The organism is Kosakonia sp., from assembly GCF_032052965.1.
GTDB lineage: Bacteria > Pseudomonadota > Gammaproteobacteria > Enterobacterales > Enterobacteriaceae > Kosakonia.
The window spans coordinates 192210-206576 of the sequence record NZ_DAMBVN010000007.1; the positions used below are offsets into that span (position 1 = coordinate 192210).

Consider the following 14367-nt stretch of genomic DNA (forward strand, 5'->3'; position numbering starts at 1 on the left):
TGCTATACCGCATAGCGGGGTGTAAAAAATTGCTCCGTCAGGCGTAGCGCTCGTTCAATCCGTGCGGGTTCCAGCGAAAACGGTAAATGCTCTGCCGCCGCGCGAGGAAAATGAATACTGCGCGCCACCGCCTGGATCACCGCCAGGCGGATCTCTTTCAGCGGCGCCAGCGTCAGTGGCATCTCGTACTGACGCAATAAGCTCAGCAATGCGGCGTCCGGTGTTTCACCGTCGCCTTCGAGGAACGACTGCACCAGCAAGCTGTAACCCACTCGCTCACCATGCAACCAGTCGCGCAACGCCGGTTCGTAGGTTAGACGGTTATGAATAGCGTGAGCGACGCCAGGCGTGGGGATCTCGCCGCGAATGCTGTTGGCCAACCCGGCAATGGCAATATTGGCATCAATAACATTGATTAACGCTTCACTGACAACCTGCGCTTTATTATCCTGTACCGCCTGCACACCGTGTTTTTCGTAAATATCCACAGCCAGTCGGGCGGTCTGCACTTTTAACTGCAACGCCAGATTATCCGGCGAATGTTCTAAATAGGGACGGAACTCGTACCATTTCGCCAGTGCATCCACAATACCCGCTTTTAAATAACGCACATCGCTCTGTGCAATAATTTCACTGTCCACCAGCACCAGTCGCGGCAATGTTTTCAACGGTTGACTGCGGATCTGCCCGCCTTCTTCAGTATAAAAGACCGACAGCGGCGACCAGGCCGCGCAGGTAGAGGCAACCGTCGGGATGGTGACAGACTCGCCGCCTTCAAGCGCATCCGCTACGGCTTTCGCGGTATCCAGTACGCGACCACCACCCACGCCGACAATCCACTGCACCCCCAGTTTTCGCGCGCGCCGGGCGTAATGTGCCACCCGCTCGTCGGTACAGTAGCCAGTCATGATTTCGGTCTGCCATTTCACGCCGCTGGCGCGCAAACTGCCTTCCAGCGCCGGGTTCACTCGTGCCCAGGCCCGCGCACTGGTAATAATTAAAATATGCTGTGACAGCGGTGAAATATATTTCCCTGCGTCATGGCGAATACCTGACAGGTGAAACCAGGTTTGCGGCGTTTTTATCGCAAGCATTGAGTTTTCCATGTAATTAAATCGCATTATCGGCTCATGCTACAAAAATAAAAACAAAAAACAATCTTTCTCATTTCCTGTATTTTCATATCGATAGAAGAATATTAGATAAGGCGACAAATGCCTTGCCGCCGGTATATTCATGAATGAAGATGCTGAACAGAAAATAAAATTATCGGCATTTTTTAAATTTACGACAGGCACATAATATGTCATCGCATCCCATCGATTTTTTGATCATCGGCAATAACTTCGCCACGCCGGAAATGCGCGCCATCTGGTCGGAAGAAAATCGCCTGCGCCAGCAGGCCGCCGTGGAAGTGGCGCTGGCACGTGCGCAAGGTGAACTGGGCGTCATTCCACCAAAAGCAGCGCAGGAGATTGCCGACCGTGCACAGCCGCAGGCGCTGCAACTGAGCGATATCGCCCAACTTGCCGCACAGATGAAGCACTCCTTTATGCCCACGCTGACGGCGCTGCAACAGCAGTGCGGCCCGGCGGGGGAATACCTGCACTATGGTGCCACCACACAGGATATCGTCGATACTGCCACCATTTTGCAACTGCGCGATGCACTGGACATTATCCGCCGCGATACCGTTGGCGTAGCCCGCGCCCTGCGCCAGCTTGCCGAACGTCACCAGCACACGCTAATGGTTGGTCGCACTCACGGCATGCAGGCGTTGCCCACGACCTTTGGGTTTAAGGTCGCCGTCTGGCTGGATGAGTTTTTACGCCATTTAACACGCATCAACGAAATCAGCCCGCGCCTGCTGACAGGCAACATCAACGGCGCTATCGGCACCAATGCGGCACTGGGCGATCTGGGTCCTGAGGTAGAGCGTCGCACGCTGGCGCTACTCGGGCTCGCCTGCCCGACTATTGGCTGGCAATCTGCCCGCGATCGCTTAAGCGAATTCGCCTCGCTGGCGGTACTGATCAGCGGCTCGTTGGGCAAAATCGGCAATGAACTCTATAACCTGATGCGTACCGAAATCGGCGAAGTGGAAGAGCCTTTCAGCGCCGGGAAAATCGGTTCTACCACCATGCCGCACAAGCGCAACCCTGCTGCTATTGAAGGACTGGCAAGCCTGACTGCGCCCGTGCGCCACAGCGCCGGTCTGATTTTTGAGTCCATGCATGTCGAACACGAACGCGATGCCATGAGCTGGCGCGCAGAGTGGCTGGCGCTACCGGAAATTTGTCTTTATCTCTCTGCACAACTGCAAAACGCACAGGGGATCCTTAACGGCCTAACGGTGAATAGCGACAAAATGCGCGCCAATCTGGATATCCAGGCCGGGCTGCTGCTGTCGGAGCGAGTCATGTTTGAAGCCGGGAAAACCCTCGGTAAACAGACAGCACACCACCTCGTGTACACCTGTGCGATGACGGCGTTTGAGAGCGGGCGCGATTTTAAAAGCGTGCTGGCAGAACAACCGGAAATCGCCGGGGCTATCAGCGATGCCGATCTCGATGGCTGGCTGGATCCAGCGCGCTACTTAGGCAGCGCGCTGGAAAAAGTCAGTGATGTCTTGCGCGCCGCAGACGACTCACAGTTGCTGGAGAGGGTATGAGCGAGCACTATCGCCAGCTAACGACCGCTGACCGCGACATCTATCTAACGCTGATGCTGGAAGCCTACGCACAGGTGCGTGAGATGGGCATTCATTTTGATGCGGCCACCACCACCGTCGCGCAGGTAACGCAACACCTGCAACAGCACGGTGTCTGGGGGCTGTTTGTCGATGATGCGTTAGCCGCCTCCATTACGCTGCGCTACCCCTGGGGGCCGCTGCCGGGGCCGTTTGGCCTGCCGCATATCGGCTGGTTTGCCGCGCATCCGCGCCATCGTGGGGAGCAGCGCGGGCGGCAAATCTACGACTGGGTGGAGACCCATATTCTGCGCGGTGTATTGCGCGCACCTGCGGTGTCGCTCGGCACCGCCATCAGCCATCCGTGGCTGATCCCCTTTTATCAGCAGTATGGCTTTGTGCCTGCGCATGAGGCGGATCTGGGCAAAGGCCATATCACCCTGTTTATGAAAAAAATCCTTGATGACGCTGACCACACCGCGTGGCTGGCGCGTCGTTCACCCTGATGAGTAACGCTATGACCGACATTGCTGAATTACCGGCCTGGCTGACCGATTTTCGCCACGAATTGCATCGTTTTCCTGAACTCTCTAACCAGGAGTTCGCCACCACCACCCGTCTTCGTGCTGCGTTGGAAACCTACCAGATCCGTATTCTGCCGTTAGATCTGCCGACCGGGCTGGTCGTTGAACTGGGCGGGCAACACCCTGGCCCGTTGATCGTCCTGCGCGCGGATATCGACGCACTGCCGATTGAGGAAAAATCCGGCGTGCCGTTCAGCTCAGCGCACCCCGGCGTAATGCATGCCTGCGGCCATGATTTCCACAGTGCCTCAGCGCTGGGCGCGGCGATTTTACTCAAACAGCAGGAGAGCAGCCTGCCCGGGCGGGTGCGCATTCTCTTTCAGCCTGCAGAAGAGACCGGGCAAGGCGCACCGGCGGTGATTGCCGCGGGCGCGCTGGAGGGAGCAACGGCGATTTTTGGTATCCATAACGATCCGGCACTACCGGTGGGCGTCATGGGCAGTAAAGCCGGCGCGCTGACTGCAGGCGTTGACCGTTTCCGTATTGATATTACCGGCACCGGCAGCCATGCTGCGCGCCCGCATGAAGGCAATGATCCAGTGGTGATCGCCGGGCAACTGATCTCTACGCTGCAAACCCTGATTAGCCGTAATGTTCCGTCCGATGAAAATGCCGTGCTCTCCCTGACGCAGGTGCACAGCGGCAGCACGTGGAACGTCATCCCGGATAGCGCCTGGCTGGAAGGCACCGTGCGTACCTTTAGCCAGACGGTGCGCGAACAGATTGAGCAGCGCATGCGTGATGTGCTGGCCGGGATGGCCGCCGCGTTTAACGCGCAAATTACCCTTGACTGGCAACCCGGCCCCCCGTCGGTGGTGAACAGCGAAGAGTGGGTTGCACTGGCGCTGGAAACCGGTCACGAAACGGGTTTTGACGTCCGCCGTATCGCCGCGAATCCGATTGGCGAAGACTTCGCGTTTTACCAGCAACGTTTGCCCGGCGCTTTTATCATGATTGGCTCCGGTGGCCCGTATGCCCTGCACCATCCCCAGTTCCGCGTGGATGACGCCGCCCTGTTTCCCACCGCGCAATGGCTGGCGACGCTGGCAGTACAGGCGCTGAAAAAGGCAGCGGCATGAGTGATATCACCCTGGCCATTGCCCGGTTGATTGTCGACGCACAGCCGAATGACACCGCCCGTGAACAGGCACGGTGCGGTGTGCTCGACTTTTTCGCCGTTGCCTTGCCGGTGGTTAACGGCGTATTACCTGACGCCACCTTAGCGTCATTGCGCCAGATCTGGCCGGGGCAGGACGCGCAATCCCGCGCGTTGCGTCTTGGCTACAGCGGGCATGCGCTGGATTTCGATGATTTTCACCCGGACTTTCGTGGGCATGTCGGAACCGTTATCCTCCCGGCGTTGCTGGCGCTGTCGGCAGAGTGCGCCAGTATCGAACCGGCGCAGTTTCTCGATGCCTTTGTGCTGGGGGTAGAAATGGCGGGCCGCCTGGGTCTGGCAGTCGGCAGTGGGCATTATATGCAGGGCTTTCACAACACCAGCACCCTCGGCGTGCTGGCAGCGGCAGCGGCCTGCGCCCGTCTGGTGAAGGCGGATCCTGAGCAAACCGCGAATATCCTCGCCATTGCCGCCACTCAGTCTGCCGGATTACGCGTGCAGTTTGGTTCGGATATCAAACCGCTGCATGCCGGGCTGGCGGCCCGGGCGGCGGTCACTGCCGTACAACTGACGCAGCATGCCGTCATTGCGCAAACAATCGGCGCGCTGGAGCGTTTTCTCACCGCTTATAGCCCCTCGACTGCCCGCCCGGCATTGCTTACTGAACGCTGGGGCGCACCGTGGCGCATTGTTACGCCGGGGCTGGAGTTTAAACCCTGGCCGACCTGTAGCGGCACGCACGGTGCAGCGCTGGCTGCACTGACGCTACGTGAGAAATGGCTTGCGACAGGGTTTTCCACTGCGCAGTTACACCACGATGTGGAGCGAATTGAGGTGGCGTTTCCGCCCGGCGGCGATGTGGCGGCATTTATTCATACTCCCGCCAGTGGGGTTGAAGCCCGCTTTAGCCTTGAGTATGTGATTGCCGAATGCTTACTGGACAATGATCTGCCGCTGAGCAGTTTCGCGCCCGGCGATGTGAAACCGGCTACCGCCGCGCTGGCGGCCCGCGTCGTGCGTACGCCGGATCACAACGCACCACCGGACGCACTCAACCCGGCGGCGCGTTTTCATCGCCTTCGCTTAACCACTCGCGACGGAGTGATACTGGAAACCGAAGCCACACGCCAGATGCTGCTGGCGAAAGGCGTGGATTTAGCGGAGAAACTGCGCCGCTGCCTGCCGCAAGCGGATGACGTCACCCGCGATGGCTGGCTTACCTTGACCCGTCTGGAGAGCGTCCAGGCGCTGCGTACCCTACAGGCGCTATTGCTGGTTTAGGGGCGCAAAAGCCTGCACGTCTCCAACATCGCCGGTAAACAGAGACACCTGAACGACAGTGATCTGCCCGCTGCACCCTTGCCCCAGCGAAGAGGTACCGATGTCGCGCGTCAGAACGTTAGGGTTACCATGACGACACAGCGGGCGCGCTGCAAGCGGGTCCACCGGGTCGTACCAGGCACCCGTCGGCAGTTGCACCACACCAGGCATAATATTCTCCGACAAGGTCGCCGCCGCCAGCACAGCGCCACGCAGGTTATACAGCATAATAATCGCCCCTTCGGTAATACCGCGTGCAGCGGCATCGGTCGGGTGCATCATGCATACCTCTTTACCCTGCTGTTTATGCCGTGCGCTGTGTCGCCCGTAGTCGAGCTGGCTGTGCAGGCGGGTGGCGGGTTGATTGGCAATCAGCCACAGCGGATGTTGCGCGTCGGGTTGTTCGTCCGGTGTCAGCCACGCCGGGTGACCGGGGCAATCGGGATAGTTGAAACTGGCGATGGTCGCTGAATAGATCTGGATTTTGCCATCCGGCGTCGGTAATGGATACACGTCGGGATCGGCACGAAAACGGCGCATCATGCCCCCACCATCGTCCACCTGCGGCAACGTTAACACGCCCTCCTGCCAGAAGCGGTCGAAATCGGGTGTATTCACCCCTTCCTGCGCTAATTTTTCCTGCATCTGCCCGTACAGATGGTGTAACCACTCACGCACCGTGCGCCCTTCGGTAAACGCCTCTTCACGCCCCAGCCGGGCAGCAATCTCCCGGAAAATGGCGAAATCATCCCGCGCTTCACCCCAGGGCTCAGCCACTGGATGCATGGCGAACAAATGTCTGTCGGTTGGCGCGCCGCCTACGTCTTCGCGCTCCAGCGTCATGGTGGCGGGTAAGATCAGATCCGCATGGCGCGCGGTCGCCGTCAGGCTGTGTTCATGGACGATCAGCGTATCCAACTGACAAAACGCATTACGCAGACGCGCCAGGTCCTGGTGATGATGGAAGGGGTTACCCCCCGCCCACCACGCCAGCTTAATGGACGGGTAACGGCGCCGCTGGCCGTTAAAATCAAAGGGGGCGCCAGGGTTGAGCAGCATATCAGCGATACGTGCTACCGGAATAAAATCGTCAACGCCGTTGTTGCCCTGCGGCAGCGAGGGGAAAGAGACGCGGTTAAACGCTTTTCCGTAGTGACCCAACGCCCCCAGCGCATAGGCATAGCCGCCGCCGGGCAGACCGGGTTGCCCCAACGCCGCAGCCAGCACCATGCCCAGCCATACCGGCTGTTCGCCGTGCTGCGCACGTTGTAACGAATGGGCGACCGTGATCACCACGCGCTTACCGTGCAGGCGCTGCGCCAACGCAACAATGTCTGCGGCGGGCACACCACAAATGGCTTCTGCCCAGGCGGCATCCCGCACCGTGCCATCCTGCGTACCATTGAGGGAGGCGACCAGCGTTGGCCAGCCGGTACAGTAACGCCCCAGAAAATCTTCATCGCTCAGCCCGTTAAGCCATAAGGTATGCAGGAGCGCCAGCATTAACGCCGCATCGGTACCCGGACGTACCGCTATCCACTCCCCGGCGGCTTCGTCCGGCAAGTCATGGCGCAATGGGCTGATGGAGATAAATTGCGCGCCGCGTTCAGCAGCCTGACGCAGGTATCCGCGTTCGGTATGCTCGCTCATGCCGCCGCTGGCAACCTGGGAATTTTTCAGCGCCAGACCACCAAAAGAGAGCACGACCTCGCTGTGTTCAGCAATCTCACGCCAGCTCACACCGCGCCGGGAAATCTCATCCTGCGAGGCAACTATGTGCGGCAAGACAACGCAGGCCGCCGCAGAACTGTAGGACCATACCGAGCGAACATAACCGCCGATGGTGGTGTTCAGAAACCGGTGCACCTGGCTCTGAGCATGGTGAAAACGCCCGGCGCTGGACCAACCATATGAACCACCAAACACCGCCTGCGGGCCGAAGTTATCCGCCACCCGTTGCAACTCCCTCGCCGCCAGATCCAACGCTTGCGCCCAGCTAATCGCAATGTACTCATCAGCTCCCCGCTTCGCGTCCGGACCAGGACCCTGCTCCAGCCAGCCTTTGCGGACCATCGGCCTGGTCACGCGCGCCGGGTGACGCAGCACATCGGTAAAATTGTCCAGCAACGGGCTGGGATCGGGATCGCCAGCAAAGGGGGTAATGTGCAGTTCATCACCCGCCGGGGAGGCAGTAAACGCCCCCCAGTGGGAGCTGTGCGTCACAGGCGGCATAGTTAAAGCACCGTGGAAAGAAAGTGGCTGACGCGGGCGTTGGCGTTATTTTCCAGTACCTGGCGCGCCGGACCGGAAGCGATCACTTTTCCCGCTTCCATAAACACAATGTTGTCCGCCACTTCGCGGGCAAACCCGATTTCATGGGTGACGATCACCATGGTGATGCCGGAGTGCGCCAGCGCTTTGATGACCTGTAACACTTCACCCACCAGCTCCGGGTCCAGTGCCGAGGTCGGCTCATCAAACAGCATGACTTCAGGATCCATTGCCAGCGCGCGGGCAATCGCTACGCGCTGCTGCTGACCGCCGGAAAGCTGCTGCGGCCAGTCATTTTCGCGCCCGGAAAGCCCAACCTGTTGCAGAAGCTGGCGCGCTTTCGCCACCGCCTGCGCCCTGGGCTGCTTTTTCACACGGACAGGCGCATCGATAATATTTTGCAGCACGGTCCGGTGCGGGAAGAGATTAAATTGCTGGAAAACCATGCCAATACGGCTGCGCTGTCGGGCGATTTTGCTGTCGCTCACTTCAAACAGCGCCTGGCCTTTTTGCTCATACCCCACCAGTTCGCCGCCGATGCGGATTGTCCCGGCATCCAGTTTTTCCAGGTGGTTAATGCAGCGCAACAGTGTTGATTTCCCCGAACCCGATGGGCCGAGGATCACCGTTACCGACCCGGCGTCCACATCCAGATCGACGCTATCGACCACCGTCTGCCCGGAGAAACGCTTGGTGATATTGCGTAATTCAATTGTCTCAGCCATTACTCACTCTCCTGGCGTTAAACAGATACACCGGCAGTCTGCGGGCAAACCAGACGTTGGCTTCAACGCGCTTTACGCCACGGGAGAAGTAACGTTCGACGTAGAACTGTCCGACCGACAGCACGGACGTCAGCAGCAGGTACCACAGCGTGGCGACCAGCAGCAGGGGGATCACTTCATAGGTGCGTTGATAGATAATTTGCGCTGAGTAGAGCACATCCTGCAGAGAAATCACGGAAACCACAGCGGTGGTTTTTAACTGACCAATCACCTCATTGCCGGCGGGCGGCAGGATGGCGCGCATCGCCTGTGGCAAAACGGTATGGCGGAAAATCTGCCCGCGCGAATAACCGAGCGCCCGCGCCGCTTCCAGTTGACCATTCCCAACGCTCTGGATACCCGCACGAATAATCTCCGCCGCATAGGCGGACTGATGCATCACCAGCGCGATTACCGCTGCGCTAAAGGGGCTTATTACCGCGTTGGCTGGCGCACTATAGAGTTCGCCAAGCCCCGGCAAACTCACAGAGAGAGTCGGATAAAGCGCGGCCACGTTGTACCAGAGGAAAAGCTGCACCAGCATCGGCACGCCGCGGAAAAACCACGTATATCCCCAACTTACCGCCACCAGCACCGGATTTGATGACAGGCGCATCAGCGCCAGTACGGTGCCGCCGGCAAAGCCCAGCACGACGGAAATGGCGGTCAGTTGCAAGGTCATCAACACGCCGCTGATGATGGAGTCTTCGGTGAAGCTTTGTGCCACCACGCCCCACTCAAAACGCGGATTGTTGAAAATGGAGTGCAGCAGCCCTGCCAGCAGCAGTAAAACGAACAGGGCGCTGAACCAGCGCCCGTAGTAGCGTTTACCGACAATGCGCAAAGCGTCCTGCGACGGTGAAGGTGTGGTGTGCGCCATTAGAAAATCTCTTCGTTACGTTTGGACTCTTTTACCGCGCCGAAGCCAATCGACCAGTGGTCGAGGATCTTCTGGTAAGAGCCATCTTTGATGAGGGAGTTGAGGGCTGCCTGTACGGCCTCCTCCAGCCCGGAGCCTTTCGGGAACGCAATAGACACCGGGGCGTCGTTAACGCTGATTTGCCCACTCATGGTCAGCGGTTTCACTTTGCTGACCTGCCAGGTCAGCCCTTCGTAGGGGCCAAAGAACATGGGTACGCGCCCGCTGACCACCGCCTGTACGCCTGCCGGACGGTCCGGGAAGACGGCGACTTTTATCGGTGCTTTACCCTGTGCTTCACACGCTTTACTGCCTTCGTTCAAACGGTTGATTTGCGTGGTGCCCGCACCTGCACCAATCTCTTTGCCGCACACCTGTGTCAGTTCGGTAAAGGCGGGAATGTTCGCATCCTGACGGGAGATAATGCCGAGGCGGGATGCATCGTAATAGCTGACGAAATCCACCTGTTCCAGGCGCTTTTTGGTGGCATTAATATTCGCCAGCGCCACATCGTAGCGGCCTGATTTCAGCCCTGGAATAATATTGTCGAAACCGCCGGTATCATGCCACTGCACTTTTACGCCGAGGCGTTCGGCAACCGCGGTCATAATATCAATTTCACGCCCGGCCAGCGTTTTATTATCTTCCTGATAAAATGTTGTCGGCGGCGTATTTGGGTTGGTGCCCGCAATAATATAACCGCGCTGGATAACCTCCTGCGGTAATTTCGCTTTTAGCGACGCGTCTGCCGTAATAGTAAACGTGGTTTGCGCCGGAACGCTTTGTTCAGCGGCATTGACCTGTTGCACACCACTTATTGCGAGGAGAATGGAGAATACGCCGTATTTATTCATATTGTGGTCTGTCCCCTGAAAAAGAAAATAACTGCCAAATATATTGTGTGAATTCCATTCTGTTAGAGCACTGAAAACGAGGGAAGCAATTAAACCAGAAAAGCAATGCTGCAAATTGCATAAGCCAGTGCGTACGCGTAATCAGGCAACAATTGGCAATGCGCGTGCCTGCCCAAGTGCTAGCCTTAAATCATTTGTTAAATCCAGATAAAGGAGTAAACGATGAAGATTGATCTCGGCGGGAAAGTGGCGCTGGTGACAGCATCAACGGGCGGTATTGGTTTTGCGATCGCCAAAGGGCTGGCGGAAAGCGGTGCCGAAGTGATCCTTAACGGGCGCAGCGAGGCATCGACCAGTAAGGCGAAAACCGCGTTGTTAAAACAGGTGCCGGGCTCAACGCTGCGGACTGCTATTGCCGATCTGAGTTCGGCAAAAGGGGTGGAAACGCTGCTGGCCGCCGCTGGCGAGGCCGATATTCTGGTGAACAACGCCGGTATTTATGGCCCGCAGGACTTTTACGCCACCGACGACGACACCTGGGAAAGCTACTGGCAAACCAATGTGATGTCTGGCGTACGGCTTTCACGCGCACTGTTGCCAGCCATGGTGAAAAAAGGCTGGGGACGGGTGGTATTTATCTCGTCGGAGTCGGCGCTGAATATCCCGGCGGAGATGATCCACTATGGTGTGACCAAAACGGCGCAACTGTCGCTGGCGCGCGGTTTAGCCAAGTTTGTGGCCGGAAGCGGTGTGACGGTGAACAGTGTCTTGCCGGGGCCGACCCTTTCTGATGGCTTTGCCGACATGATGAAAGATGAAATGGAAAAAACGGGCAAGTCGCTGGAAACCCTGGCAAAAGAGTTTGTGATGGCGAACCGTCCCAGCTCGGTGATCCAGCGTGCTGCCTCGGTGGAAGAAGTCGCGAATATGGTGGTGTATGTCTGTTCCAGACAGGCCTCGGCAACCTCTGGCGCGGCACTGCGTGTCGATGGTGGCGTGGTAGACGATATCGTCTGAATCGATAAAAAGAGATGCGCCAGCGACATCACGCGCTGGCGCATCTCCCCGCTGGCGTAAGCTGATACCGGCCTACGGCCAGTCAGGATAAAAGTGGCTCATCAGGATCATCAACAGCGGGGTCGTGACCGTAGAGAAAATGGTAGAAAGCAGCATACTGGTTGCGGTCGCGCCCTGCAGCACCTGGAACTTTTGCGCCATTAAATAGACATTGATCCCGACCGCCATTGAACCCAGCAACACCACGACCTGGCTCTCTGCCCGCGGTAAATGCAATAACAAGGCAAGCCCCCAAATCATCCCCGGCATTAGCAGCAGCTTAAACAGACAAATCGCCATGCTCTCGCGCAGCCCTTTGCGAATTTGGTAGCGCGACAAGCTCATACCCAACGTGATGAGCGTTAGCGGGGCAGCAACCTGCGCCACCATGCTAACCGGGCTATCAAGGATCTGCGGCAGCGGGCTGTGCAGCGCAAAACTCCAGATAAACCCACTGAAAATACCGATGATTATCGGGTTGCGCAGCACATTTACCAGCGTTTTGCCGATGCCGCGCACCGAGAAACTGCCGTTTTGCGCCCATTCAACCGACACGGTGACCAGCGTCCACAAAATCAGGCTGTTAAACACCAGCACCAGCGCGACAGAAGCGAGGCTCGCCGGGCCAAGCAGAATAATCGCAACCGGAATACCGAGCATGACGTTGTTAGAGAAAATACCCGCCAGACCGAAAACCGACCCGGAAATTGCGTCCAGGCGAAACAGACGTTTTGCAACAATGCGCCCAATGATGTAAATCACCAGGCAGGTACCGAAATACGCAATCAGTAGCCTCATGTCCACTGCCGGGCTTTGGTAAAACTTGCTCATTACTTTAAAAAGCATGCAGGGTATCGCCACATTAAAGCAGAAGCGATTTAACCCCTCGTTGACCGATTCAGGCCAGCCAGCAAAGCGACCTAAACCGTACCCCAGTGCAATCAATAAAAAGAGTGGCGCAGAGAGCAGCAGTTGCTGCGCGAGTTGCGCGAAAAATTCAGCCGTTTCCATCCGTAACCCTGTTAGTCGAAATGAAAGCTCATTTAACGTCTTGTTTTTCTCAGTATATGGGGGAGTCACCGCGCCGTCAGTCTCCCATTGCGGAGAGTGTCGTGCATTTTTGTTTTTTCTGACGCCGGAAAGAACTTTTGCCTCGCTAAGTTTATAGTTTCATTAGGTAAATATAACTCTTCGTTACAATATTCGTAACAAAATATTTCAACAATATAACAAATGTGTAGATTACAGGTATGATCAGCAAATCTCTATTTTTAAGAAGGCCCACCTGCAACCGCAATTCACCTATTCCTGATCACAGCAATAATTAGCGAAATATTAAAAATAAATAATTAACCACCGAGATTAACCTCATGATAGCACTTAAGGCACCGATGGCGGTGATAGGCTGCGCCCTGCTGATGACAGGCTGTGCTTCCTATGACAATACCGCTTGTAACAACGCGTTTTCCGCTGCGCAAAACGCTATTAATAATAAAAATTACGACACCTACCTGAATAACAGACAAACCATGATGCAACTCTGTTATTCCAGTAACACCGATTATAAAGTGACTTCGCAAGTCATGGATTATGATACTAATTTATTTAAACAGTGGTATGCGAATAAAGACTATGAGAATTTAATTAAATTCACCGATCAGGATTTCGCTAATAGTAATCCAAAACGCTATTTCCCCCATCTGCTGATGCAATATCAATATTATGACGGGCTGGCGAAGCAACAGGCAAAAAGCAATCCGGCTCAAGCGCTTAGCACAATTTCCAGCTTTGAAACACAGATCACCCGTTATGCACGTGAATTAGGCGTTGCTTATGCAAATTATCTGTATGCCGATGCCTATAAAACCCGAAGCGAAACCGGGGACAGATCGAAAGCGCTGCTGGAGAAATTCGTCACCGCGTTAAACCTCACGCCACTGGCCAACGGCGACATGTATACCGCTGCAATGAATCTGGCACGCGATAATAAAAACGCCAAAATCGCCAGCCGTCTGAACAGCCAATGGACAGCACTGAACAGCGCATGGGGCAGCGTTAATGAGGCCAATCGTTTAATGCCGCAAAGCGGCAAGCTTAGCGAAGTGGCGGCCGTGCTGAAGAAAAAAGGATTTACGCAACTGGCGGAAACCACCGGCGCACTGGCCGGCTCGCGCCATAATACTGAAATCAGCAACCAGCAGTATGCCGCACAGCAGGCGCAAGCTCAGGCGCAGGCAGACGCAGAGCGAGCACAGGCCGCACAGCAAGAGGCGCAGCAGCCATCGCAGGTCGATACGCTGGTCAATGCGGTGACGGGTGTCGCCAGCAGCGCCATCATTGCGCACGCCTCTGGCGGCAGTGTGTCTCAGGCCGTCGGTAACTCGCTCAACCAGGCCGCGCTGGCCGCTAACAGCAGCAGTGAGAGCAGTTATTCGCCCTCTGCGTCGTCCGGCGCCGGTGCTTCTTCTGCAGGCAGCAGCGGTGGCGGTTCTGGTGGTGCCCGCCCGGCGCTCTCCGCCGAAGCGATGGCTATCGACTTGAGTGGCGATTGTGATACCGCCGAGCGCAAAGGCACTCAAGCGGCAGAGAGAATAGGCGCACAGGCGCAGTCGTCAGATGCGGGGATTTGTTCCTCCGGCAAAGGCGCCAAACTGCTGGGAGAAATTACGGTTCGCGTTGCGCAGGCCTGTAAAGTCCGCCCGACCTGGCAGCAACTGGAAGATCAGGGTTATGACATGATTAACCAGGCGCAGCAAACCATTGACGGTTCCTGCTCACCCTGACAAACAGCGC

12 protein-coding genes are annotated in these 14367 nt (G+C 56.9%); 6 read left to right on the top strand and 6 right to left on the bottom strand.

The features are described 5' to 3' along the window. Nucleotides 1–2: 2 nt before the first annotated feature. Complete coding sequence (locus tag RTX30_RS11510) at nucleotides 3–1094, bottom strand: iron-containing alcohol dehydrogenase family protein (RefSeq protein ID WP_312689841.1); 1092 nt, start codon at nucleotides 1092–1094, stop codon at nucleotides 3–5. Between the two features lie 209 nt (nucleotides 1095–1303). Here RTX30_RS11510 and purB point away from each other — a divergent pair, with 209 nt between their 5' ends. The 4 genes from purB to RTX30_RS11530 are packed head-to-tail and all read left to right on the top strand — an operon-like array spanning nucleotide 1304 to nucleotide 5671. Further along, entirely contained in the window at nucleotides 1304–2671 is a 1368-nt protein-coding gene (purB, locus tag RTX30_RS11515) for an adenylosuccinate lyase (RefSeq protein ID WP_312689843.1), read from the top strand. Then, nucleotides 2668–3195: a GNAT family N-acetyltransferase gene (locus RTX30_RS11520; protein WP_312689845.1), complete on the top strand. Its 528-nt coding sequence runs from the start codon at nucleotides 2668–2670 to the stop codon at nucleotides 3193–3195. Before purB ends, RTX30_RS11520 begins: the two co-directional genes overlap by 4 nt. An 11-nt stretch (nucleotides 3196–3206) precedes the next feature. Continuing rightward, nucleotides 3207–4352 carry an amidohydrolase gene (locus RTX30_RS11525; protein WP_312689847.1) on the top strand — a complete coding sequence of 382 codons (1146 nt, stop codon included), beginning with the start codon at nucleotides 3207–3209 and terminating at the stop codon, nucleotides 4350–4352. Next, a complete protein-coding gene (locus tag RTX30_RS11530) occupies nucleotides 4349–5671 on the top strand; it encodes an MmgE/PrpD family protein (protein WP_312689849.1) in 1323 nt (440 codons plus the stop codon). Before RTX30_RS11525 ends, RTX30_RS11530 begins: the two co-directional genes overlap by 4 nt. On the opposite strand, the gene RTX30_RS11535 is transcribed toward RTX30_RS11530, so the two are convergent. From RTX30_RS11535 to RTX30_RS11550, 4 genes are read right to left on the bottom strand one after another with little or no spacing between them, the layout of a single operon-like run. Next, nucleotides 5657–7942: a molybdopterin-dependent oxidoreductase gene (locus tag RTX30_RS11535; RefSeq protein ID WP_312689851.1), complete on the bottom strand. Its 2286-nt coding sequence runs from the start codon at nucleotides 7940–7942 to the stop codon at nucleotides 5657–5659. The two genes, RTX30_RS11530 and RTX30_RS11535, sit on opposite strands and share 15 nt — an antisense overlap. Before the next feature lie 2 nt (nucleotides 7943–7944). Further along, nucleotides 7945–8706, bottom strand: coding sequence for an amino acid ABC transporter ATP-binding protein (locus RTX30_RS11540; protein ID WP_312689852.1), 762 nt, complete (start codon nucleotides 8704–8706; stop codon nucleotides 7945–7947). Further along, nucleotides 8699–9625, bottom strand: coding sequence for an amino acid ABC transporter permease (locus RTX30_RS11545; protein WP_312689854.1), 927 nt, complete (start codon nucleotides 9623–9625; stop codon nucleotides 8699–8701). Before RTX30_RS11545 ends, RTX30_RS11540 begins: the two co-directional genes overlap by 8 nt. Further along, nucleotides 9625–10518, bottom strand: coding sequence for an ABC transporter substrate-binding protein (locus RTX30_RS11550; RefSeq protein WP_312689855.1), 894 nt, complete (start codon nucleotides 10516–10518; stop codon nucleotides 9625–9627). The genes RTX30_RS11545 and RTX30_RS11550 overlap by 1 nt, the downstream gene beginning before the upstream one ends. A gap of 222 nt (nucleotides 10519–10740) precedes the next feature. Here RTX30_RS11550 and RTX30_RS11555 point away from each other — a divergent pair, with 222 nt between their 5' ends. Continuing rightward, a complete protein-coding gene (locus RTX30_RS11555) occupies nucleotides 10741–11535 on the top strand; it encodes an SDR family oxidoreductase (protein WP_312689857.1) in 795 nt (264 codons plus the stop codon). 72 nt (nucleotides 11536–11607) lie between these two features. Here RTX30_RS11555 and RTX30_RS11560 read toward each other — a convergent pair whose 3' ends face one another. Then, nucleotides 11608–12585, bottom strand: a complete 978-nt coding sequence (locus RTX30_RS11560) for an AEC family transporter (RefSeq protein ID WP_312689859.1) — start codon at nucleotides 12583–12585, stop codon at nucleotides 11608–11610. A 359-nt stretch (nucleotides 12586–12944) separates the two neighbouring features. On the opposite strand from RTX30_RS11560, the gene RTX30_RS11565 reads away from it, so the two are divergent. Further along, a complete protein-coding gene (locus RTX30_RS11565) occupies nucleotides 12945–14357 on the top strand; it encodes a hypothetical protein (protein WP_312689861.1) in 1413 nt (470 codons plus the stop codon). Nucleotides 14358–14367 lie beyond the last annotated feature (10 nt).

Excerpts from the sequence above, each read along its gene's own strand:
- RTX30_RS11565 (WP_312689861.1), top strand. The coding sequence starts at position 12,945 with ATGATAGCACTTAAGGCACCGATGGCGGTGATAGGCTGCGCCCTGCTG.
- RTX30_RS11535 (WP_312689851.1), bottom strand. The coding sequence starts at position 7,942 with ATGCCGCCTGTGACGCACAGCTCCCACTGGGGGGCGTTTACTGCCTCC.
- RTX30_RS11510 (WP_312689841.1), bottom strand. The coding sequence starts at position 1,094 with ATGCTTGCGATAAAAACGCCGCAAACCTGGTTTCACCTGTCAGGTATT.
- RTX30_RS11560 (WP_312689859.1), bottom strand. The coding sequence starts at position 12,585 with ATGGAAACGGCTGAATTTTTCGCGCAACTCGCGCAGCAACTGCTGCTC.
- RTX30_RS11550 (WP_312689855.1), bottom strand. The coding sequence starts at position 10,518 with ATGAATAAATACGGCGTATTCTCCATTCTCCTCGCAATAAGTGGTGTG.
- RTX30_RS11545 (WP_312689854.1), bottom strand. The coding sequence starts at position 9,625 with ATGGCGCACACCACACCTTCACCGTCGCAGGACGCTTTGCGCATTGTC.
- purB (WP_312689843.1), top strand. The coding sequence starts at position 1,304 with ATGTCATCGCATCCCATCGATTTTTTGATCATCGGCAATAACTTCGCC.
- RTX30_RS11530 (WP_312689849.1), top strand. The coding sequence starts at position 4,349 with ATGAGTGATATCACCCTGGCCATTGCCCGGTTGATTGTCGACGCACAG.
- RTX30_RS11520 (WP_312689845.1), top strand. The coding sequence starts at position 2,668 with ATGAGCGAGCACTATCGCCAGCTAACGACCGCTGACCGCGACATCTAT.
- RTX30_RS11525 (WP_312689847.1), top strand. The coding sequence starts at position 3,207 with ATGACCGACATTGCTGAATTACCGGCCTGGCTGACCGATTTTCGCCAC.
- RTX30_RS11555 (WP_312689857.1), top strand. The coding sequence starts at position 10,741 with ATGAAGATTGATCTCGGCGGGAAAGTGGCGCTGGTGACAGCATCAACG.
- RTX30_RS11540 (WP_312689852.1), bottom strand. The coding sequence starts at position 8,706 with ATGGCTGAGACAATTGAATTACGCAATATCACCAAGCGTTTCTCCGGG.